This window comes from Pantoea deleyi (assembly GCF_022647325.1).
GTDB classification, from domain to species: domain Bacteria; phylum Pseudomonadota; class Gammaproteobacteria; order Enterobacterales; family Enterobacteriaceae; genus Pantoea; species Pantoea deleyi.
The window spans coordinates 1,572,992-1,593,520 of record NZ_CP071405.1; the positions used below are offsets into that span (position 1 = coordinate 1,572,992).

Consider the following 20,529-nt stretch of genomic DNA (forward strand, 5'->3'; position numbering starts at 1 on the left):
ATGTTGTGTCAAAGAAGCCTGCTCTCTATATCGGTCATCCGTTAATCAACTTTATGTTTCCCGCCGGACGGATTGCCATTCTGTAACGGCCGTCAAAAAACGATCGCACCGGGAAAAATGCCACGGCCGAAGCCGAATCCGTTTAACTGATTGATTTTAAATACCTGAAAAGACGGGGGAGGTGGTGCGGCAGACGCCTGCACGTTCACCCCACTCTTTCATCATCCGTGAAAGCGCGCTGCCCGGATTAATCCTGCTGATGTTCTGATGAAACCAGCGGCTTCAGCGCGCGGCTGCGGCATCCCTGCTCATCGTTTCGCCGAAACCGCTCTTCGGGTGTTCGCGGCGTTCCTCCGCATCACGTTCACCACTCTTTCACCGCGTCGTCACGGTTCTGTCATCTGATCCCCGCAAGCTACCCCCATCCCGCAGCGTCTTAACACTGCGTTCCCACTCTGCAACCCGTGAGGATTTCATCGTGATGGAGTTATCCAGACATCCGACCACTGTCTATCAGGCTGTTGCCGCCCAACTGGAGCAGGCACTGAAAGAGCGTTATCGCTGCGGTGACTATCTGCCCTCCGAGCAACAGCTGGCCGATCACTATGAAGTGAACCGCCATACGCTGCGCCGGGCGGTGGATGAGCTGGTGCAGAAAGGCCTGCTCCAGCGCCGCCACGGCGTCGGCATCCTGGTGCTGATGCGGCCCTATGACTATCCGCTGCATGCACAGGCGCGCTTCAGCCAGAACCTGCTGGAGCAGGGCAGCCACCCGACCAGTGAACGGCTGCTGGCGGTGCTGCGTCCGGCCAGCAACGACGTCGCCAGTGCGCTGGGCGTGAAAGAGGGCGACAACGTCATTCATCTGCGCACCCTGCGCCGCGCCAACGGCGTGCCGCTCTGCCTGATTAACCACTTCCTGGCCGATCTCAGCTGGTGGCCGCAGCTTCAGCACTTTAACAGCGGCTCGCTGCACGACTTTCTGGTGGAGCACACCGGCAAACAGCTGGTGCGCACTCAGACGCGCATCAGCACCCGCCGCGCGCAGGCCAAAGAGTGCCGCCAGCTCGATATCGCCCTGCATGCGCCGCTGCTCTGCGTGCGCACCCTGAACAAAACCTGCGATGGCGCGCTGGCGGAATACTCCGTCAGCCTGACGCGCGGTGACATGATCGAACTGACCCTGGAGCACTAATGGAACAGCAAACGGATCGCCAGCGCTGGCTGTCGGTACTGGCCCACAGCAACGCCGCCATGCTGGAAACCCACTGGCAGGCGCTTAATCTTCAGCCCGCATTCACACTGGTCCGTCCGGCGGAGATCGGGCTGACGCGGCTTCAGGCGCGGATGGGCGCGACCGGCAACCGCTTTGTCATGGGCGATGCCACGGTGACGCGTGCGGTGGTGCAGCTGGAGGACGGCACCCTGGGTTACAGCTATCTGCTGGGGCGCGACAAAGCCCACACCGAGCGCTGCGCCCTGCTGGATGCGCTGCTGCAGCAGCCGGAAACCCGGCCGCTGCTGGAAGAGAGGATTATTTCCCCGCTGGCGGCATGGCGTGAGGAGCAGCGTCAGCTGCGCGCCCGTGAAATCGCCAGCAGCAAAGTGGATTTCTTTACGCTGGTTCGCGGAGATAACTGATGACTTTACTGGCAAGTTTTAACCATCCGGTGGCGGATGCACAGCGCGCGTTTCGCCGCATTCTGAAAGCGATGAGCGAACCGGGCGTTATGGTGTCGCTGCCCCTGCAGCAGGGCTGGGGGGCACTGTCGCCTGCCGCCACGGCGCTGCTGCTGACGCTGGTCGATCAGGAGAGCCCGATCTGGCTGGATGCAAAAATCGACAGCGAGCAGCTGCGCAGCAACCTGCGTTTTCATACCGGCGCGCCGATCAGCAGCGGGCAGGATGCCCCGTTCGCCCTGAGCCATGCGGCGGCACACCCCGATCCGGCGCAGTTCGCGGCCGGAGACAATCTCTCACCGGAAAAAAGCACCACGCTGATTATCGAAGTGCCGTCGCTGAATGGTGGCTTAACGCTGCGCCTCTCCGGACCGGGCCTGCGGGAAACCCGCGCCATTGCGCCGCAGCTGCCGGAGAGCGTGCTGGAATACCTGCGCGCCCGGCCGCATCCGTTCCCGCAGGGCGTGGATCTGATCTTCACCTGTGGCGAAGCGATGATGGCCGTGCCGCGCACGACCGTTGTGGAGGTGTGCTGATGTATGTCGCGGTCAAAGGGGGCGAGAAAGCGATAGCCCATGCCCATCAGCTGCAGGCCGATCTGCGGCGGGGCGATCGGGCGGTGGCGGAACTCGGCTGCGACCAGGTGGCGCAGCAGCTCGGGCTGGCGGTCGATCGGGTGATGACCGAAGGCGGCATTTACGATCCGGAACTGGCGGCGCTGGCGATCAAGCAGGCCAGCGGCGATCTGGTTGAGGCGATCTTCCTGCTGCGAGCCTATCGCACCACGCTGCCCCGGCTGGCGGAAAGCACGCCGCTGGCGACCGGCGCGATGCGCATCGAACGCCGCATCTCCGCCGTCTATAAAGATTTGCCGGGCGGCCAGGTACTGGGGCCGACCTATGACTACAGCCACCGTCTGCTCGACTTCACGTTGCTGGCCAACGGTGAGACCCCGGCCGCGCCACGCGACGAGAGCCAGACGACCGGGGCGTGCCCGCACATGTTCAGCATGATGAGCAGTGAAGGGCTGGCCACCGAAGAGGTGGATGATGGCAGCGAGCCTGCCGATATCACCCGCGAGCCGCTGCATTATCCCGCCTCGCGCGCCGCACGGCTGCAGCAGCTGGTGCGCGGCGACGAAGGCTTTCTGCTGGCGCTGGGCTACTCGACCCAGCGCGGCTATGGCCGCACCCACCCGTTTGCCGGTGAGATCCGCACCGGTTATGTCAGCGTTAGCCTCTGTCCCGAAGAGCTGGGCTTTGAGCTGGAGATTGGCGAACTGCTGCTGACGGAGTGTGAAATGGTCAACGGCGTGGCCCACAGCGAGGCGGCGGCACCGCACTTCACCCGCGGTTACGGCCTGGTCTTTGGCCGCGCCGAACGCAAGGCGATGGCGATGGCGCTGGTGGATCGGGCACTGCAGAGCCGCGAACATCAGGAGCGCATCATCAGCCCGGCGCAGGATGAGGAGTTTGTGCTGTCGCACGCCGACAACGTTGAAGCTGCGGGCTTTGTCTCACATCTCAAGCTGCCGCATTACGTCGATTTCCAGGCCGAGCTGGCGTTACTTAAGCAGCTGCAGCACGATTATCAGGAGCGCAACCATGGCTGAACTCACCGGCTATAACAACGGCTATCTCGACGAGCAGACCAAACGCACCATCCGCCGCGCCATCCTGAAAGCGGTGGCGATCCCCGGCTATCAGGTGCCGTTCGCCGGACGCGAGATGCCGATGCCCTATGGCTGGGGCACCGGCGGTATCCAGATTACCGCCAGCGTGATTGGCGATCAGGATGTACTCAAGGTGATCGATCAGGGCGCGGATGACACCACCAATGCGGTGTCGATCCGCCAGTTCTTTAAGCGGGTCAGCAATGCTGCCACCACCGAGCGCACCGCCGATGCCACCCTGATCCAGACCCGGCACCGCATCCCGGAAACGCCGCTGGAAGAGGATCAAATCCTGATCTTTCAGGTGCCGATTCCGGAGCCGCTGCGGTTTATCGAGCCGCGTGAAACCGAGACCCGCACCATGCATGCGCTGGAGGAGTACGGCATCATGCAGGTGAAGCTTTACGAGGATATCGCCCGCTATGGCCATATCGCCACCACCTACGCCTATCCGGTCCGGGTCAACGATCGCTATGTGATGGACCCCTCGCCGATCCCCAAATTTGACAATCCGAAAATGCACATGATGCCCGCACTGCAGCTGTTTGGTGCCGGGCGTGAAAAACGCATCTACGCGTTGCCGCCCTACACCCGCGTGGAAAGCCTCGACTTCGACGACCACCCCTTCAGGGTCCAGCAGTGGGATGAACCCTGCGCGCTGTGCGGCTCGCGCCACAGCTATCTGGATGAGGTGGTGATGGACGACCAGGGCACGCGGATGTTTGTCTGCTCCGACACCGATTTTTGCCATCAGCAGCAGGAACAGCACCATGCACAGTGAACAGCCGCTGCTTGCGGTCAGTCAGCTCACCCATCTCTATGCGCCGGGCAAAGGGTTTGAGCAGGTCAGTTTCGATCTTTATCCCGGCGAAGTGCTGGGGATTGTCGGCGAGTCCGGCTCCGGTAAAACCACGCTGCTGCAGAGTCTGTCGGCGCGTCTGGCTCCCCAGCAGGGCACCATTCTCTATCGGGGAGGCGATCTCTGGCAGATGAGCGAGAGCGAACGCCGTCGCCTGCTGCGCACCGAGTGGGGCGTGGTGCATCAGCATCCGATGGCGGGGCTGCGTGCGCAGGTCAGCGCGGGCGGCAACATCGGCGAACGGCTGATGGCAACCGGGCAGCGCCACTACGGCGACATCCGCGCCGAGGCGAGCCGCTGGCTGCAGGCAGTGGAGATCGATGCCGGTCGCATCGACGATCTGCCCACCACCTTTTCCGGCGGCATGCAGCAGCGGCTGCAGATCGCCCGTAACCTGGTGACGCAGCCGCAGCTGATGTTTATGGATGAGCCGACCGGCGGGCTGGATGTCTCCGTGCAGGCGCGCCTGCTGGATCTGCTGCGCACGCTGGTGCGCGAGCTGAATCTGGCGGTGATCATCGTCACCCACGACCTGGGCGTGGCGCGACTGCTGGCGCATCGCCTGCTGGTGATGAAACAGGGGCGGGTGGTGGAGAGCGGTCTGACCGACCGCGTGCTGGACGATCCTCATCATCCTTACACTCAACTGCTGGTCTCTTCGGTGCTCAATTAAATGACGACGAATACTGCCCGCCTGCGGGTTGAAAATCTCTGCAAGACCTTTGTGCTGCATAACCAGAACGGCGCGGCGCTGCCGGTGCTGCACAACGCCAGCCTCACGGTGAGTGAGGGCGAATGCGTGGTGCTGCACGGCCACTCCGGCAGCGGCAAATCCACGCTGCTGCGGGCGCTGTATGGCAACTATCAGCCCGACAGTGGCCATATCCGGGTCGCCCATCAGGGGACGTGGATCGACATGGCGCAGGCCCCGGCGCGCCAGATTATAGCGCTGCGGCGCGACACGCTGGGCTGGGTCAGCCAGTTTCTGCGGGTGATTCCGCGGGTGCCGACGCTGGAGATCGTGATGCAGCCGCTGCTGGAGCGTGGCGTTGAGCGCGCCTTCTGCGAGGCGCGGGCCGCTGAACTGCTGAGCCGCCTTAACGTTCCGCAGCGCCTCTGGTCGCTGGCGCCCTCCACCTTCTCCGGCGGCGAGCAGCAGCGGGTTAACATCGCCCGCGGTTTTATCGCCGACTATCCGGTGCTGCTGCTGGATGAACCGACCGCTTCACTCGACAGTGTGAACAGCGCGGCGGTCGTCGAACTCATTGAACAGGCGCGCGCCCGGGGTGCCGCCATCGTCGGTATTTTTCACGATCGGGTGGTGCGTGAGCAGGTGGCCGACCGGCTCCACCTGATGCAGCCGATCGAAACAGGAGCGCAGGCATGATCATCAATAACGTCAGACTGGTGCTGGAAAACGAAGTGGTGAGCGGCTCGCTGGAGTTCCGCGATGAGCGCATCAGCAGCTTCAGCGAAACCAGCAGCCAGCAGCCGGGTGCGCTGGATGGGGAAGGGGCCTGGCTGCTGCCGGGGCTGGTGGAACTGCACACCGATAATCTCGACAAGTTTTTCACGCCGCGACCCAAAGTGGACTGGCCTGCGCATTCGGCGATGAGCAGTCACGATGCGCTGATGGTTTCCAGCGGCATCACCACCGTGCTGGACGCGATTGGCGTCGGCGATGTGCGGGACGGCGGACACCGGCTGGATAACCTCAGCAAAATGATCGACGCCATCCGTGACACCAACCGCAAAGGGCTGAACCGGGCCGAGCATCTGCTGCATCTGCGCTGTGAGCTGCCGCATCCCACCACGGCATCGCTGTTTGAGGCGCTGATGGGCACCCCGGAGCTGGCGCTGGTGTCGCTGATGGACCATTCACCGGGCCAGCGGCAGTACGCCTCGCTGACCAAATATCGCGAATATTATCAGGGCAAATATCAGCTCAATGATGCGGAGATGGATCAGTTCGAACATGACCAGCTCACCCTGGCGGCGGCTTGGTCGCAGCCTAACCGTGAGACGATAGCCGGGCTCTGCCGGGAACATGGTATCGCCATCGCCAGCCACGACGATGCTACCGCCGCGCACGTTGAGGAGTCGCACGCGGCGGGCAGCCGCATCGCCGAGTTCCCGACCACGCTGGAGGCGGCGCGCGCCTCGCGCTACCGCAACATGCAGGTGCTGATGGGCGCGCCCAACATCGTGCGTGGCGGGTCCCACTCCGGCAACGTCGCCGCCTGGGAGCTGGCCGCCAGCGGGCTGCTGAACATCCTCTCTTCCGATTACTACCCGGCCAGCCTGCTGGATGCCGCGTTCCGGCTGGCGCAGGATGCGCGCAACAGCCTGGGCATGGCGCAGGCGATCGCGCTGGTCACCTGCAATCCGGCGCGTGCGTTGGGGCTGTTCGATCGCGGGGTGATCGCCGAAGGCTGCCGCGCCGATCTGGTGCTGGCCCATACCGCCCACGGCTATCCGCATGTGCGGCACGTCTGGAGCAAAGGGCGGCAGGTGTACTGATGGCGCGGCTCATCTGGCTGACCGGGCCCTCCGGCTCAGGCAAGGATAGCCTGCTGGATGCGCTGCGTGCGTCACCGCCGCCCCGGCTGCTAATCGCGCATCGCTACATCACCCGCGCCGCCGATGCGGGCGGCGAGAACCATGTGGCGCTGAGCGACGCGGAGTTTGCCCGCCGCGCCGCGCTGGGGCTGTTCGCGGTGAGCTGGCAGGCGCACGGCTTCTCCTATGGCATCGGCTGTGAGGCGGAGCAGTGGCTGGCGCGCGGGCAGAGTGTGGTGGTGAACGGCTCCCGGCTGCATCTGGCGCAGGCGCAGGCCCGCTTCGGCGCGCAGCTGCTGCCGGTCTGTCTGCAGGTCTCGCCCGCGGTGCTGGCGGCGCGGCTCCGCCAGCGCGGACGGGAAGATGAGGCGGAGATTGCCCGGCGGCTGGCCCGCGCGGCGCAGCCGCAGCCCGACGGCTGTCTGATCCTGAACAACGATGGCGCCCTGGCGGAAACCGTCCGGCAGCTGCGCCAGCTTCTGGAGGCACATCCATGACGCAGACGCACCCCGGCACCGTCTCCGGTGTGGACACCAACACATCGGCCTCGCTGAAACTCACTTTTCTGGGCACCGGCGGCGTAACGGCGGCACCGCTGCCGGGCTGCCGCTGCCGCGCCTGCCAGCGGGCCACGCACGACCCCCGTTTTGCGCGGGCGCCCTGCAGCGCACTGATTGAGTATGGCCGCGAGCGGATCCTGCTGGATGCCGGGCTGCCGCTGCTGGCGTCCCGTTTCCCGCCCGGCACCCTGTCGCGTATTCTGCTGACGCACTATCACATGGATCATGTCCAGGGACTGTTTGCGCTGCGCTGGGGGCAGGGCGATCCGATCCCGGTCTGGGGGCCGCCCGACCCGCGTGGCTGTGACGATCTCTACAGACATCCCGGCCTGCTCGATTTCCGGCCCGCCCTGACGCCGTTCGTGGCGCACGCCTTTGGTGAGCTGCAGGTCACGCCGCTGCCGCTGCAGCACTCCCGGCTGACACACGGCTACCTGCTGGCGTGGCAGGACATCCGCATCGCCTGGCTGTGTGACACCTGCGGCCTGCCGCCCGACACCGCCGATTTCCTGCGCGGTCAGGCGCTGGACCAGCTGGTGATTGACTGCAACGACCCGCCCTGCGCGGCGCCGCGAAACCACAATGATGTGACGCAGGCGCTGGCGATCGTGGCGCTGCTGCAGCCGCGTCAGACCTGGCTGACGCACCTCAGTCATGAGATGGATAACTGGCTGGCGGAAAATGCGCTACCGGACGGCGTGCAGCCTGCCCGTGATGGACAGACGCTGCGGTGCGATGCCGCGTGGCCTGTCACAGTTTGATCATCTGGCTGTCATCCCGCGTTCATCGCGCCACGCCTTAATAAGCCGCAGAACGTAATCAGCGATGACGGAGAACAGCATGGCACAGGCCCTCTTGAAAACGGTGGTCGATAACGATCTGCCGCCAGCCAGCCAAAGCGGACAAAAAGTGTTGTCAGTGCAGAAACTGAGTAAAGCCTGGGGCGACACGACAGTGCTGGATCAGGTCAGTTTCGACCTGCATGCCGGGGAGCTGGTAGGGGTCATCGGGCGGTCGGGCGCCGGTAAATCGACCCTGCTGCACATGCTCAACGGCACCATTAATGCCACGTCCGGCGCGATAATCAGCGCGCAGGGGGAGACGGAGCGTAATGTGGTGACGCTCAACAGCCGCCAGATGCGCGAGTGGCGCAGTCAGTGCGGCATGATCTTTCAGGATTTCTGTCTGGTGCCGCGCCTCGACGTGCTGACCAACGTGCTGCTGGGACGGCTGAGCCAGACCGGCACGCTGAAATCCTTCTTTAAAATTTTCTCTGACCGCGACCGGGCGCACGCCATCGAACTGCTGCAGTGGATGAACATGCTGCCGCAGGCGCTTCAGCGCGCCGAGAACCTCTCCGGCGGGCAGATGCAGCGCGTGGCGATCTGCCGTGCGCTGATGCAGAACCCCAGGATCCTGCTGGCCGACGAACCGGTGGCGTCGCTGGACCCGAAAAATACCAAACGCATCATGGATGTGCTGCGTCAGGTCAGCCAGCAGGGCATCAGCGTGATGGTTAACCTGCACTCCATCGAGCTGGTGAAAAGCTACTGTACCCGGGTGATTGGCATTCAGCGCGGCGTCGTGCTGTTTGACGATCATCCCTCCCGACTGACCGACAGCCTGCTGCATCAGCTGTACGGTGATGAACTCAACCAAATCCATTAACGTCCACTGTAAGAGAACCACGTCGAATGAAACTGACTTCTTTAGCACTCCTGACCTCCGTCATGGCATTTGGTGTCAGCGCAGCGGATGCGCCAAAACAGCTTAACCTGGGCATTCTGGGTGGCCAGAACGCCACGCAGCAGATTGGCGACAATCAGTGTGTGAAGACCTTCTTTGATAAAGAGCTGGGTGTCGATACTCAGATGCGCAACGCCTCTGACTATTCGGGTGTGATTCAGGGCCTGCTGGGCGGCAAGATCGATATGGTGCTGAGCATGTCGCCCGCCTCGTTTGCGTCGGTCTACATTCAGAACCCGAAAGCGGTGGATGTGGTCGGCATCGTGGTCGATGACAAAGATCAGTCGCGCGGCTACCACTCGGTGGTCATCGTGAAGGCGGACAGCCCCTACAAAAAGATCGACGATCTCAAGGGCAAATCGTTTGGGATGGCCGATCCCGACTCGACCTCCGGCTTCCTGATGCCGAACCAGGCGTTTAAGAAGATGTTCGGCGGCTCGGTGGATGACAAATATAACAATACCTTCTCCAGCGTCACTTTTTCCGGCGGTCACGAGCAGGACATTCTGGGCGTGCTGAACAACCAGTTTGATGGCGCGGTCACCTGGACCTCGATGGTGGGTGACTACAACAGCGGCTACACCTCCGGCGCGTTTGGCCGTCTGATCCGGATGGACCACCCGGATCTGATGAAGCAAATCCGCATTATCTGGCAGTCTCCGCTGATCCCCAACGGGCCGGTGCTGGTCAGCAACAGGCTGCCCGCTGACTTCAAAGCGAAAGTGGTGTCGGCGATTAAAAAGCTGGATAAAGAGGATCACGCCTGCTTCGTGAAAGCGGTGGGCGGTCAGCAGCATATCGGTGAGGCGACGGTCGCCGACTATCAGAACATCATCGACATGAAGCGCGACCTGATGAAAGGCAGCCGCGGCTGACACTGACTTATCTTCCCCGCGCAGGCGGGAAAAGCGGGATACGGCCGTCGGCTCGTTATCCCGCTGCTTTTGTGCCGGAGATCCCCCTTTGAGCGAATTCGAACACTACTACCAGCGCATCCGCCGTCAGCAGAAACGTGACACGCTGATCTGGTCGCTGCTGCTGGTGGCACTCTATCTGGCGGCGGGCAAGGTCGCCGAGTTTAATCTGCTCACCGTCTGGCAGTCGCTGCCGCACTTCTTCGACTATCTGCATGAGATCCTGCCGGTGCTGCACCTGCCGCTGCTGTTTGCCGACGGTAAAACCGAAGGCTCGCTGGCGTACTGGGGCTACCGCTTACCCATTCAGCTGCCGCTGATCTGGGAAACGCTGCAGCTGGCGCTGGCCTCGACCCTGGTGGCGGTGGGCGTGGCTTTGGTGCTGGCGTTCTTCGCCGCCGACAATACGCAGACACCGGCCAGCGTGCGGCTGGCGATTCGTGCGTTCGTCGCCTTTCTGCGCACCATGCCGGAGCTGGCATGGGCGGTAATGTTTGTGATGGCGTTTGGCATCGGCGCTATCCCCGGCTTCCTGGCGCTGGCGCTGCACACGGTGGGCAGCCTGACCAAACTGTTTTATGAGGCGATCGAGTCGGCGTCCGATAAGCCGGTGCGCGGTCTGGCGGCCTGTGGGGCCAGCAAACTGCAGCGGATGCGCTTCGCCTTCTGGCCGCAGGTTAAGCCGGTTTTTCTCTCCTACAGCTTCATGCGACTGGAGATTAACTTCCGCTCCTCGACCATTCTGGGTCTGGTGGGCGCAGGCGGCATCGGTCAGGAGCTGATGACCAATATCAAACTGGATCGCTACGATCAGGTAAGCATCACGCTGCTGCTGATCCTGATCGTCGTGTCGCTGCTGGATACCTTATCCGGCCAGCTTCGTCGCCGTGTGACAGGAGAACGCGCATGATCAGCCACGTACCCGATATCGCGCAGATGAAGCAGCAGCATCGCGCACTCTTCGCCGCGCAGCCGCGCTACCTGCGTCGCCTGGCGCTGATCGCGCTGGCGGTGCTGCTCTACTACCTCTTTTTCTTCTCGGTGTTCGGGCTGGAGTGGTCGCGTCTGCTGGCGGGCTGCCAGCAGCTGGGGCGCTATTTTCTGCGGATGTTTGTCTGGCATGAGTTCGCCAGCTGGCCCTTTGGCTACTATCTGTCGCAGGTCGGCATCACCCTGGGGATCGTGTTTGCCGGCACGCTGACCGCCTCGCTGCTGGCCCTGCCGCTGTCGTTTCTGGCGGCGCGAAACGTGATGCACGACCGCGCCGCCAAACCGCTGGCGTTCCTGATGCGGCGTCTGTTTGACATGCTGCGCGGCATCGACATGGCGATCTGGGGGCTGATCTTCGTCCGGGCGGTCGGGATGGGGCCGCTGGCCGGGGTGCTCGCGATTATCCTGCAGGATGTCGGTCTGCTCGGTAAGCTTTACGCCGAAGGACACGAAGCGGTGGAGCGTTCGCCGGGGCGGGGGCTGAGTGCTGTCGGAGCCAACAGCCTGCAGAAGCACCGGTTCGGCATCTTCACCCAGTCATTCCCGCAGTTCCTGGCGCTGAGCCTCTACCAGATTGAGTCCAATACCCGCTCGGCGGCGGTACTGGGTTTCGTCGGCGCGGGCGGGGTCGGCCTGGTCTATGCCGAAAACATGCGGTTGTGGAACTGGGATGTGGTGATGTTCCTGACGCTGATTCTGGTGGTGGTGGTGATGGTGATGGATATGATCTCCAGCCGCCTGCGTAAGCGCTACATCAGCGGGACGCCGGTGCCACTGTGGCAGCCTGCTGCGCGCGATTAAGCCGTTCGCTGCGCTGCCAGGCGCGCTGCAGCGCCTGCACCAGCTGAGCCTGCTGCCAGGGTTTCGCCAGCCGTTCACACAGCGGCAGCGTCACCGGCTGGTGGCGCAGATCCTGACCGCTGATGAGCAGCGTCGCCAGCTGCGGCCAGGTCTGCTGCGCCTGGCGGATCACCTCCGCGCCGTTGATCTCGCCGGGCAGCATCAGGTCGCTGATCAGCAGGTCAATATCGGGGGTCTGGCGCAGCAGCGCCAGCGCCTCTTCGCCGTCACCGCACTCCAGCGTCAGATAACCCAGCTGATGCAGATGCTCGCAGAGGGTCTGGCGCACCGCCGGTTCATCATCCAGCACCAGCACCAGCCGGTTGCTGCCGACCCCGGCGGGCGCAGGCGGGGGCGGGGCGACCGCCGGCGTTATGGCGGATTCCGCGGCGCGCGGCAGCAGCAGCCTGACCGTGGTGCCCTGGCCGGGCGCGGTTTCCAGTTCGATCTGCCCGCCCGACTGCCGCACAAAACCGTAAACCATCGACAGCCCCAGTCCGCTGCCGCTGCCGGTCGCTTTGGTGGTGAAAAATGGCTCAAACACCTGCTCGCGAACGGCGGCTGACATGCCGCAGCCGTGGTCGATCACCTCGATGGTGACGCGGTCACGCTTTTCGGTGCCCTCTGTCCGGCGCTGATTCCAGATGCGCAGCCGGATGTCGCCACTCTGCTGGTGCATCGCATCCCGTGCGTTGACCACCAGATTCATCAGCGCATTCTCAAGCTGACCGGCATCAATCCAGGCAGGCCAGCCGGGACGCTGCGCATCAATGATCAGCTGCTGTCCGGGCAGCAATGAGTGCTGTAGCAGCCCCTGCAGGTTATCCACCAGCGTCACCACCGACACCGAACGCGGAAAGAGGGCCTGCTTGCGCGAAAAGGCCAGCAGCCGCTGGGTCAGCTGGGCAGCGCGATCGGCGGCCTGACGCGCCCGCTCGATCCGGCTGGCCAGCGGGCCGGGCATCGGCTGGCCCTCCGTAAGCGCCAGGCTGCCGATGATTACCGCCAGCAGGTTATTGAAATCGTGCGCCAGCCCGCCGGTGAGCTGCCCGACCGCCTTCATCTTCTGGCTGTGCTGCAGCGCCTCTTCCAGGGTTTTCCGCGAGGTGCGATCCAGCACGGTATTGACCATGCCACGGCGCGGAATCGGGCTGAAGCGCAGCTCCAGCGTGCGGCCATCGGCCAGCCGGATCTCCTGCGGCTCCCCCGGATCGTGCAGATCTACCGCCAGCGGGGCCAGCAGCTGCTGATAGTGAACGCCGCGATGCAGCGCGCGCGGCGCAATGCCGAGCAGCTCCGCATACTGAGCGTTCCAGACCACCAGCTGACCGCCGTTGTCGAACAGGGCGAAGCCGTCGCGCATCGCCAGAAACGTCGATTCCAGCTGATTACTCTTCTCCTTCAGCAGCCGCGAGGTGTGCGCCAGCGAGGCGGTATTTCGCGCAAAGACGTTAAAGGCCCGCGCCAGCTCGCCCAGTTCATCACGACGCTGTATCCCCGGTACGCTGACGTTCTGCTCACCCTGTGCCAGCCGCGTCATCGCACCGGCAATCGCCGTGAGACCCGAGCCGAGGTTGCGGTAGATATAGATCCCGGCATAGCCGGTGATCGCCAGCGCCAGCAGCACAAACAGCGCGATAAACCCGATGATCGAATCCAGCTCGCGGTGGGTGGCCAGCGTCCGTGCCTCGCTCTGCAGCGCCACCTGCTGCACCGAGGCGCTGATATCATCATTCAGCATCGCCACCAGCGCTTTAATCCGGTAGGTGGCGTAGGCGATCGCCAGGTCGCTCTGCTCCAGCGCTTCCGCCAGCGGCAGCAGACGCTGCTGCGTCTCCAGCAGTCGCCCGACTTTCTCGCCGGTTACGCCAGCCAGCGGCACGGCCCGCCATGCGGTCATCAGCTGCTGAAGCTGCTCAATGACTGCGATGGGCGACGGTGTACGGATCGCGATCGAAATCAGCCGCTCAGTCTGCTCACGCAGCGCGGCATCCGGCAGAGGCCGCTGCTCCCGCTGCACCAGCAGGCCGATATGGCTGAGCAGAATCTGCGCCTGCCAGAGATCGCTCAGCATCGTGTTGCGCTGCAGATGGCGCTGATGGCCGGTCAGCAGCAGGCGGTTGATGGTCTGTTCCAGCATCAGGCTGCGGGCGCGGATCCGGGCGAGGCGCTCCGGCTGACGGGCCGCCAGCGGTGCGCTGGCCAGCAGGCTCAGCGACTGCTGCAGCGCCTGCTGATTCTGCTGCAGCCGCTGCGATTCGCTCTGATACTCCAGCGCCCCGACCACCTGCGACAGCCGGACCGCCGCCGTCGCGACATTAGCGGTGTCCCGCGCCAGCGCCAGGCTGCCGTTCATGTCGGCCAGCGTCTGCGCCTGCGCCTGCTCCTGAATCGTCCCGGCATGCCGGAAGCCCACGATCGCCACCACGCTCACCATCAGCGTGACCAGCACCACCAGCAGATTGAACAGCAACAGGCGCCCTCGCGCCCCGGCCTGCCACGGATAACTGTGCTGCATCCCACGACCTCTTTATCACGGCAACAGTGGGCCGAGTATAGGAGCGGTCAGGCCGCGCTTTATGACAAATATGAACGGCCGCTGACATTTTCCGTTTATCTGGCGTTGCTTTACTGGCGGCTATCCACAGTCGGCAGGAGCGAGGCGATGACAGCCAGACCCATACTGGAAATGCGGGCGATTACCCGGCGCTTCGGCAGTTTTTATGCCCTGAAGGGCGTCGATCTCACGGTCTGGCCCGGCGAGGTCCACGCGCTGATGGGCGAGAACGGGGCAGGGAAAAGCACGTTAATGAAGATTCTGGCCGGTGCCTATACCGCCAGCAGCGGGGAAATTCTCATTGAGGGCCAGCCGTACGCCCTGAAAGGGCCGAAAGAGGCGCTGGCCGCCGGGATCACCCTGATTTATCAGGAGATCAATCTGGCTCCCAACCTGACGGTGGCGGAGAACATCTTTCTGGGCAGCGAAATCGCGCCGGGCGGGCTGGTCAGACGACGGGCGATGGCGGAAGAGGCGCAGCGGGTGATCGATCGGCTCGGCGCGCAGTTCAGCGCCTGGGATCTTGTCAGCCGGCTGAGCATCGCCGAGCAGCAGCAGGTAGAGATCGCCCGCGCGCTGCAGCGCAACAGCCGCATTCTGGTGATGGATGAGCCGACCGCCGCGCTCTCCAACCGGGAAACCGAACAGCTCTTTGCGCTGATCAAACGGCTGCGCAGTGAAGGCATGGCCATCATCTACATCAGCCACCGTATGGCGGAGGTGTATGAACTGTCCGACCGCGTCAGCGTCCTGCGCGACGGGGAGTATGTCGGCAGCCTCACGCGGGAGCAGCTCAACGCCAGCGAGCTGGTGCGGATGATGGTGGGACGGCCGCTTAGCGACCTGTTTAACAAAGATCGCACCATCGCTTTCGGTGATATCCGGCTGGCGGTCAATCATCTGACCGACGGCGGCAAAGTGCACCCCAGCAGTCTGGCGGTGCGGGCCGGAGAGATCGTGGCGCTGGCCGGGCTGGTAGGCGCTGGCCGCAGCGAACTGGCGCAGCTGATCTTCGGGGTTCACAAGCCGAAAGAGGGCGAGATCTGGATCGACGGCGAGAAGGTGACCATCCAGTCGCCGCGCGACGCGATTGCCCGCGGCATCGGTTTCCTCACCGAAAACCGCAAAGAGCAGGGGCTGTTTCTGGAGATGGCGGCCCAGGAGAACATCGTGATGGCGACGCTGGAGCGGGACGCCCGTTACGGAATGCTGAACCGCCGCAAAGGCCAGAGTATCGCCAGCGAAGCCATCGCCTCGCTCAATATCCGCGTGCCGCACGCTCAGGTCCGGGCTGGCGGGCTCTCTGGCGGCAATCAGCAGAAGCTGCTGATCTCGCGCTGGGTGGCGATTGGGCCGCGCATCCTGATCCTGGATGAGCCGACCCGCGGCGTGGACGTCGGGGCCAAAAGCGAGATCTACCGGATGATGCAGCAGATGGCGCGGCAGGGCGTGGCGATTCTGATGATCTCCAGTGAGCTGCCGGAAGTGGTCGGGATGAGCGACCGCGTTTACGTGATGCATGAAGGCACCATCGTCGGTGAGCTGGAGGGCAGTCACATCAGTCAGGAAAATATTATGACGCTGGCGACCGGTGCGCACAGCGCGTCAGCCAGCGAAACTTAAGGAGACCACGATGACTCAACTGGCCCGCACCAAAGCCCCGACGCTGAAACGTGCCCTGATGGGCGATCTGCTGCAGACGGTGGGGATCCTGCCGATTCTTATCCTGATTGTCGCGGTGTTTGGCTTTATCACTCCCAATTTCTTTACCGAGGCGAACCTGCTCAACATCACCCGTCAGGCGTCGATCAACATCGTGCTGGCGGCGGGCATGACCTTTGTGATCCTGACCGGCGGCATCGACCTGTCAGTGGGGTCGATGCTGGGCACCACGGCGGTGGTGGCGCTGGTGGCGTCGCTCGATCCCATGCTCGCCTCCCTGACCATTCCGATGGCGCTGGGCGCGGGCCTGATCATGGGGCTGTTCAACGGCGTCCTGGTCGCCTGGGCCGGACTGCCGCCCTTTATCGTGACGCTGGGCACCTACACTGCCCTGCGTGGCGCCGCCTACCTGCTGGCGAACGGCACCACGGTGATCAACTCCGATATTAACTTCGAGTGGATCGGCAACGGCTATCTCGGGCCGGTGCCGTGGCTGATTGTGATCGCCTTTGCGGTCATCGCTATCTGCTGGTTCATCCTGCGCCGCACCACGCTGGGCGTCCATATCTACGCGGTCGGCGGCAATATCCAGGCTGCCCGACTGACCGGCATCAAGGTGGGTGTCGTGCTGCTGTTTGTCTACGGCATGAGCGGCCTGCTGTCGGGGCTGGGCGGCTTAATGAGCGCCTCGCGCCTCTACAGCGCCAACGGGAACCTCGGCGTCGGCTATGAGCTGGATGCGATTGCGGCGGTGATCCTCGGCGGCACCAGCTTTGTCGGCGGTATCGGCACCATCACCGGCACCCTGATCGGCGCGCTGATTATTGCCACGCTGAATAACGGCATGACGCTGATGGGCGTCTCCTATTTCTGGCAACTGGTGATCAAGGGGGCGGTGATCATCATCGCGGTGCTGATCGACAAATACCGTACCCGTCATCATGTGAGCTGAAATTCAACCGGGCGGATGCGCCAGGCGGCATCGGCCCGGTCCAAACGCCATTTAGTGGTTGGCACTCTGAAAACAGCAGGAGAAGGTCTATGCGTTTTAATCCGATTGTAACCGGGCTGCTGGCGGCAACGCTCTTCAGTTCCGGCCTGGCTCAGGCAAAAGAACTTAAATCTATCGGCGTCACGGTCGGCGATCTGGCTAACCCCTTCTTCGTGCAGATCACCAAAGGCGCGGAGATGAAGGCGCGTCAGCTGGCGGGCGATAAGGTGAACGTGACGCTGGTCTCCAGCGGCTACGACCTCGGCCAGCAGGTCGGCCAGATCGACAACTTTATTGCGGCGAAAGTTGACATGATTATCCTCAACGCCGCGGACTCCAAAGGGATCGCGCCGGCGGTCAAGCGGGCGCGTGACGCCGGGATCGTGGTAGTGGCGGTGGACGTGGCGGCCGATGGCGCCAACGCGACCATCACCTCCGACAACACCCAGGCGGGTGCGATGGCCTGTAAATATATCTCGGACCGCCTGAAGGCCAAAGGCAATGTGGTGATCATTAACGGCCCCCCGGTTTCGGCGGTACAGAACCGTGTGGAAGGGTGCATGAACGAGCTGAAAACCCATCCTGAGATCAAGCTGCTCTCTTACAACCAGAACGCCAAAGGCAGTCGTGAAGGCGGACTGGAGGTGATGACCGGACTGCTTTCCGCGAATCCCAAAATCGATGCGGTGTTTGCAATCAACGACCCCACGGCTATCGGTGCCGATTTAGCGGCGAAACAGGCGCAGCGCAGCGAATTCTTTATCGTCGGTGTCGATGGTTCGCCGGACGGTGAAGAGGCGCTGAAGCGCAAAAACTCCCTGTTCGTGGCAACACCGGCCCAGGATCCGCAGGTGATGGCAGCCAAAGCGGTGGAGATCGGTTATGACATCCTGCAGGGCAAACCGGCGCCGGATAAGCCGGTACTGATCCCCGTGAAGCTGATCGATCGCGATAACGTCGGCAGCTATCAGGGCTGGACGGTGAAATAAGGGACGCGGCGGCACCGCCGGGTGCCGCCCTCTGGAGGCGATCATGCAACGTTCAGCGGTCAATCACTACCTGCAACAGACCCGCGAGTTTTTTCGGCAGCAGGATGTCCATCTGCCGCCGTGGGCCGACTATGGACTGAGCCAGTGGCGCACCCGCGATCCGGAGGCGATGCAGGAGATTCTGGCGCTGCGGCTGGGCTGGGATCTCACCAGTTTTGGCGCGGACGATTTTCTGCAGACCGGACTGACGCTGTTTACCCTGCGCAACGGTTCGCCGGGTGGACGCCCCTGGCATAAACCCTATGCCGAGAAGATCATGCACGTCCGCGAAGGGCAGCTCACGCCGATGCATTACCATCCGCGCAAGATGGAGGACATTATCAACCGCGGCGGCGGGAATCTGATCGTCGAACTGCACAACCGGCAAGGGAAAGGGCTGGCGGACTCGCCGGTGGTGGTGTCGCTGGACGGGCAGCGGCAGACACATGCGGCCGGTTCACAGCTGCGGCTCTCGCCGGGGGAGAGCGTGACGCTGGAGGCGGGCGTCTGGCACAGTTTCTGGGGAGAGCGCGGCTACGGCGACGTGCTGGTGGGCGAGGTGTCGATGCCCAACGATGACGAAAATGACAACGTCTTTCTGACGCCGCTGGCCCGTTTTAATCCGCTGGACGAGGATGAAGCGCCGCGCTGGCTGCTCTGTAATGACTATTCGCACGGTTTTTTTTAAGCCGACCGGCGAAGGGCTTATCGGGGCGCAGTTGTGTCGTTCGGACTGACTGTTCTGACGCTGCGGGCAGGTGGCAGCCCGAACAGGCGCGTATATTCCCGCGTGAACTGCGTCAGGCTCTGATAACCCACATCCGCTGCCACGGCGGCGACGTTACCCGGGCGCAGCGCCAGGGCTTTGCGCGCCGCATAGAGCCTGAGCTGTTTCTGGTACTGCAAGGGAGAAAGGCCGGTGCTGGCGCGAAAGCCGCGATGAAAAGCAGAGAGACTCATGCCCGCGATCGCCGCCAGTTCTTCCATGCGGCAGGCGGTGGCGTAGTGAGTTTGCAGCCAGAGCAGTGCCTTACGACTCTTCGTGAAGTGGCCGTTCACCTCTGCCGCCTGGCGCAGCAGGTCGCCCTGAGATTCCTGTAACAGCCGAAAGAGGATTTCCCGCTCCACCAGCGGGGCCATCACCCGCAACTCATCCGGTTTTGCCAGCAGGCGAACCATCCGCAGCCAGGCATCCGCCAGCGCATCCTCCACCTTATTGACGGCGATGCCGTGCGTTAGCGTGGAGGGGGAATGTGCAGGCATCTGCTGAAGCAGATCGCGGATGGTCGCGAAATCGAGTGTCAGACGTACGGCCAGATAGGGGGACGCTTGACTGGCCCCGGTGATTTCACCCGTGGCGGGCAGATCGCACGACGCGGTAAAGCTCTCTCCTGCGCAATAGCGAATTGACTGATTGCCCACTTGAAGCCTTTTCTCACCCTGGAGGATCAGGCTGACGAACGGCGGGTAGATCGCTGGTGGCAGGGCGATCGACTGACTGACGCGATAAAGATCCACACGCGGAATCGCGGTTGCCGTCAGGTCATCCGCCACATGGGTCAGTACCGCATCTCTTAACGCTTCAAGCCGGGTCATATCAGGTCTCCCCGGCACGCATGCCCAAAAGGTGAAAAGCAGGAACAGGCAAATATTAGGCAGGATTGCAGCCGCCGTGCAATCCGCCGAGGAGTACGCTGGCTTTCTGAATGCTTATGGCCGGGAGAAGAGATGAACATTAATGAGTCCGTGATCATGATTACCGGCGCCTCGTCGGGAATCGGGGAAGCCACCGCGCGGGCAGCGTTGGAGGCGGGTGCGCGGGTGATCTTACTGGCGCGGCGCAAAGCGCGTCTGGATGCTTTGGCCGGGGCATCCACGAACGCGTTGCCGGTCACCTGCGATGTGACACGGTCTGATCAGATCGATCATGCCGTCAGGCTGGGTGTGGCACGCTTTGGCCGGATCGATGTGCTCATCAATAATGCCGGGCAGGGGCTCTATGCGGCGGTGGAAGAGATCGCTATTCCGCAGTTCAGGGCGCTACTCGATCTGAATCTGGTTGCCCCGCTGATGATGATGCAGGCCGTGATCCCTGTGATGCGGCGGCAGGGCGCGGGGTGCATTATCAACATCAGTTCCGGGGCGACGCTGGCGACCTATCCGGGTTCGGCCGCCTACACCAGCTCCAGGGCAGGGCTTAACGGTCTCTCTGATGTGGCCAGGCTGGAGCTGGCCGACGTCGGAATTACGGTGTCTGCCCTTTATCCGTTTATGACCGACACGGAATTTTATCAGTCTGTATCAGCAGGGCAGGATGCAGCGAGGACACAGGCGCAGCAGGGGGCTGGCCTCGCGCATTCCCCCGACCGGGTCGCGGAAAAGATCCTGAAAGTGATCGAAAGCGGGGAGGCGCATGCCGATCTGGTGCCGCGCGCCTGGGGTGGAACGCTTGAGGAATAACGACGGGCCCG

Annotated in this window: 21 protein-coding genes; 19 read left to right on the forward strand and 2 right to left on the reverse strand. The window is 63.1% G+C overall.

All coding sequences use genetic code 11. The features are described 5' to 3' along the window. Positions 1 to 481: 481 nt before the first annotated feature. The 14 genes from phnF to phnE (J1C59_RS07375) all read left to right on the forward strand — a co-directional run bounded on the left by phnF (position 482) and on the right by phnE (J1C59_RS07375) (position 11,781). Complete coding sequence (phnF, locus tag J1C59_RS07310) at positions 482 to 1,195, forward strand: phosphonate metabolism transcriptional regulator PhnF (protein ID WP_128086248.1); 714 nt, start codon at positions 482 to 484, stop codon at positions 1,193 to 1,195. Continuing rightward, positions 1,195 to 1,641: a phosphonate C-P lyase system protein PhnG gene (gene phnG / locus J1C59_RS07315; protein WP_128086241.1), complete on the forward strand. Its 447-nt coding sequence runs from the start codon at positions 1,195 to 1,197 to the stop codon at positions 1,639 to 1,641. The genes phnF and phnG overlap by 1 nt, the downstream gene beginning before the upstream one ends. Beyond that, on the forward strand, positions 1,641 to 2,216 hold the full coding sequence (phnH, locus tag J1C59_RS07320; RefSeq protein WP_128086240.1) for a phosphonate C-P lyase system protein PhnH: 576 nt from the start codon (positions 1,641 to 1,643) through the stop codon (positions 2,214 to 2,216). The genes phnG and phnH overlap by 1 nt, the downstream gene beginning before the upstream one ends. Then, complete coding sequence (locus J1C59_RS07325) at positions 2,216 to 3,292, forward strand: carbon-phosphorus lyase complex subunit (RefSeq protein WP_128086239.1); 1,077 nt, start codon at positions 2,216 to 2,218, stop codon at positions 3,290 to 3,292. The genes phnH and J1C59_RS07325 overlap by 1 nt, the downstream gene beginning before the upstream one ends. Beyond that, positions 3,285 to 4,133 (forward strand): alpha-D-ribose 1-methylphosphonate 5-phosphate C-P-lyase PhnJ, encoded by an 849-nt coding sequence (locus J1C59_RS07330; RefSeq protein WP_128086238.1) that lies wholly within the window; start codon positions 3,285 to 3,287, stop codon positions 4,131 to 4,133. The genes J1C59_RS07325 and J1C59_RS07330 overlap by 8 nt, the downstream gene beginning before the upstream one ends. After that, entirely contained in the window at positions 4,123 to 4,884 is a 762-nt protein-coding gene (gene phnK, locus J1C59_RS07335; RefSeq protein WP_140916944.1) for a phosphonate C-P lyase system protein PhnK, read from the forward strand. Before J1C59_RS07330 ends, phnK begins: the two co-directional genes overlap by 11 nt. Beyond that, positions 4,885 to 5,598, forward strand: a complete 714-nt coding sequence (gene phnL / locus J1C59_RS07340) for a phosphonate C-P lyase system protein PhnL (RefSeq protein ID WP_128086959.1) — start codon at positions 4,885 to 4,887, stop codon at positions 5,596 to 5,598. After that, complete coding sequence (gene phnM, locus J1C59_RS07345) at positions 5,595 to 6,731, forward strand: alpha-D-ribose 1-methylphosphonate 5-triphosphate diphosphatase (protein WP_140916945.1); 1,137 nt, start codon at positions 5,595 to 5,597, stop codon at positions 6,729 to 6,731. The genes phnL and phnM overlap by 4 nt, the downstream gene beginning before the upstream one ends. After that, complete coding sequence (gene phnN / locus J1C59_RS07350) at positions 6,731 to 7,267, forward strand: ribose 1,5-bisphosphokinase (RefSeq protein WP_111141531.1); 537 nt, start codon at positions 6,731 to 6,733, stop codon at positions 7,265 to 7,267. The genes phnM and phnN overlap by 1 nt, the downstream gene beginning before the upstream one ends. 53 nt (positions 7,268 to 7,320) lie before the next feature. Next, the gene (gene phnP / locus J1C59_RS07355) at positions 7,321 to 8,091 is read left to right on the forward strand and encodes a phosphonate metabolism protein PhnP (protein WP_140916949.1); all 771 of its coding nucleotides are present in this window, start codon (positions 7,321 to 7,323) and stop codon (positions 8,089 to 8,091) included. Positions 8,092 to 8,170: 79 nt separating this feature from the next. Further along, positions 8,171 to 8,998 (forward strand): phosphonate ABC transporter ATP-binding protein, encoded by an 828-nt coding sequence (gene phnC, locus J1C59_RS07360; protein WP_128086834.1) that lies wholly within the window; start codon positions 8,171 to 8,173, stop codon positions 8,996 to 8,998. A gap of 26 nt (positions 8,999 to 9,024) precedes the next feature. After that, positions 9,025 to 9,951: a phosphonate ABC transporter substrate-binding protein gene (gene phnD, locus J1C59_RS07365; protein WP_128086835.1), complete on the forward strand. Its 927-nt coding sequence runs from the start codon at positions 9,025 to 9,027 to the stop codon at positions 9,949 to 9,951. 88 nt (positions 9,952 to 10,039) lie between these two features. Continuing rightward, complete coding sequence (gene phnE / locus J1C59_RS07370) at positions 10,040 to 10,900, forward strand: phosphonate ABC transporter, permease protein PhnE (RefSeq protein WP_128086836.1); 861 nt, start codon at positions 10,040 to 10,042, stop codon at positions 10,898 to 10,900. Then, entirely contained in the window at positions 10,897 to 11,781 is an 885-nt protein-coding gene (gene phnE, locus J1C59_RS07375) for a phosphonate ABC transporter, permease protein PhnE (RefSeq protein WP_128086837.1), read from the forward strand. Before phnE (J1C59_RS07370) ends, phnE (J1C59_RS07375) begins: the two co-directional genes overlap by 4 nt. Here the strand turns inward: phnE (J1C59_RS07375) and J1C59_RS07380 are convergent. Continuing rightward, a complete protein-coding gene (locus J1C59_RS07380; protein ID WP_140916946.1) occupies positions 11,735 to 14,338 on the reverse strand; it encodes an ATP-binding protein in 2,604 nt (867 codons plus the stop codon). The genes phnE (J1C59_RS07375) and J1C59_RS07380 overlap by 47 nt on opposite strands. A gap of 147 nt (positions 14,339 to 14,485) precedes the next feature. Here J1C59_RS07380 and J1C59_RS07385 point away from each other — a divergent pair, with 147 nt between their 5' ends. The 4 genes from J1C59_RS07385 (at position 14,486) to J1C59_RS07400 (ending at position 18,746) form a co-directional block, all read left to right on the forward strand. Beyond that, complete coding sequence (locus tag J1C59_RS07385; RefSeq protein ID WP_128086550.1) at positions 14,486 to 16,000, forward strand: sugar ABC transporter ATP-binding protein; 1,515 nt, start codon at positions 14,486 to 14,488, stop codon at positions 15,998 to 16,000. A 10-nt stretch (positions 16,001 to 16,010) separates the two neighbouring features. Then, positions 16,011 to 16,991 carry an ABC transporter permease subunit gene (locus J1C59_RS07390; RefSeq protein WP_128086551.1) on the forward strand — a complete coding sequence of 327 codons (981 nt, stop codon included), beginning with the start codon at positions 16,011 to 16,013 and terminating at the stop codon, positions 16,989 to 16,991. Between the two features lie 89 nt (positions 16,992 to 17,080). Then, entirely contained in the window at positions 17,081 to 18,019 is a 939-nt protein-coding gene (locus tag J1C59_RS07395; protein WP_140916947.1) for an ABC transporter substrate-binding protein, read from the forward strand. Between the two features lie 43 nt (positions 18,020 to 18,062). Further along, positions 18,063 to 18,746 (forward strand): D-lyxose/D-mannose isomerase, encoded by a 684-nt coding sequence (locus tag J1C59_RS07400; protein ID WP_140916948.1) that lies wholly within the window; start codon positions 18,063 to 18,065, stop codon positions 18,744 to 18,746. 17 nt (positions 18,747 to 18,763) lie between these two features. On the opposite strand, the gene J1C59_RS07405 is transcribed toward J1C59_RS07400, so the two are convergent. Then, positions 18,764 to 19,654 (reverse strand): AraC family transcriptional regulator, encoded by an 891-nt coding sequence (locus J1C59_RS07405; protein WP_128086553.1) that lies wholly within the window; start codon positions 19,652 to 19,654, stop codon positions 18,764 to 18,766. Positions 19,655 to 19,786: 132 nt separating this feature from the next. On the opposite strand from J1C59_RS07405, the gene J1C59_RS07410 reads away from it, so the two are divergent. After that, on the forward strand, positions 19,787 to 20,518 hold the full coding sequence (locus tag J1C59_RS07410; RefSeq protein ID WP_128086554.1) for an SDR family oxidoreductase: 732 nt from the start codon (positions 19,787 to 19,789) through the stop codon (positions 20,516 to 20,518). Positions 20,519 to 20,529: the final 11 nt, after the last annotated feature.

Coding starts and splice junctions, on each gene's coding strand:
- phnF (WP_128086248.1), top strand. CDS start 482: ATGGAGTTATCCAGACATCCGACCACTGTCTATCAGGCTGTTGCCGCC.
- phnG (WP_128086241.1), top strand. CDS start 1,195: ATGGAACAGCAAACGGATCGCCAGCGCTGGCTGTCGGTACTGGCCCAC.
- phnH (WP_128086240.1), top strand. CDS start 1,641: ATGACTTTACTGGCAAGTTTTAACCATCCGGTGGCGGATGCACAGCGC.
- J1C59_RS07325 (WP_128086239.1), top strand. CDS start 2,216: ATGTATGTCGCGGTCAAAGGGGGCGAGAAAGCGATAGCCCATGCCCAT.
- J1C59_RS07330 (WP_128086238.1), top strand. CDS start 3,285: ATGGCTGAACTCACCGGCTATAACAACGGCTATCTCGACGAGCAGACC.
- phnK (WP_140916944.1), top strand. CDS start 4,123: ATGCACAGTGAACAGCCGCTGCTTGCGGTCAGTCAGCTCACCCATCTC.
- phnL (WP_128086959.1), top strand. CDS start 4,885: ATGACGACGAATACTGCCCGCCTGCGGGTTGAAAATCTCTGCAAGACC.
- phnM (WP_140916945.1), top strand. CDS start 5,595: ATGATCATCAATAACGTCAGACTGGTGCTGGAAAACGAAGTGGTGAGC.
- phnN (WP_111141531.1), top strand. CDS start 6,731: ATGGCGCGGCTCATCTGGCTGACCGGGCCCTCCGGCTCAGGCAAGGAT.
- phnC (WP_128086834.1), top strand. CDS start 8,171: ATGGCACAGGCCCTCTTGAAAACGGTGGTCGATAACGATCTGCCGCCA.
- phnD (WP_128086835.1), top strand. CDS start 9,025: ATGAAACTGACTTCTTTAGCACTCCTGACCTCCGTCATGGCATTTGGT.
- phnE (WP_128086837.1), top strand. CDS start 10,897: ATGATCAGCCACGTACCCGATATCGCGCAGATGAAGCAGCAGCATCGC.
- J1C59_RS07380 (WP_140916946.1), bottom strand. CDS start 14,338: ATGCAGCACAGTTATCCGTGGCAGGCCGGGGCGCGAGGGCGCCTGTTG.
- J1C59_RS07385 (WP_128086550.1), top strand. CDS start 14,486: ATGACAGCCAGACCCATACTGGAAATGCGGGCGATTACCCGGCGCTTC.
- J1C59_RS07390 (WP_128086551.1), top strand. CDS start 16,011: ATGACTCAACTGGCCCGCACCAAAGCCCCGACGCTGAAACGTGCCCTG.
- J1C59_RS07395 (WP_140916947.1), top strand. CDS start 17,081: ATGCGTTTTAATCCGATTGTAACCGGGCTGCTGGCGGCAACGCTCTTC.
- J1C59_RS07400 (WP_140916948.1), top strand. CDS start 18,063: ATGCAACGTTCAGCGGTCAATCACTACCTGCAACAGACCCGCGAGTTT.
- J1C59_RS07405 (WP_128086553.1), bottom strand. CDS start 19,654: ATGACCCGGCTTGAAGCGTTAAGAGATGCGGTACTGACCCATGTGGCG.
- J1C59_RS07410 (WP_128086554.1), top strand. CDS start 19,787: ATGAACATTAATGAGTCCGTGATCATGATTACCGGCGCCTCGTCGGGA.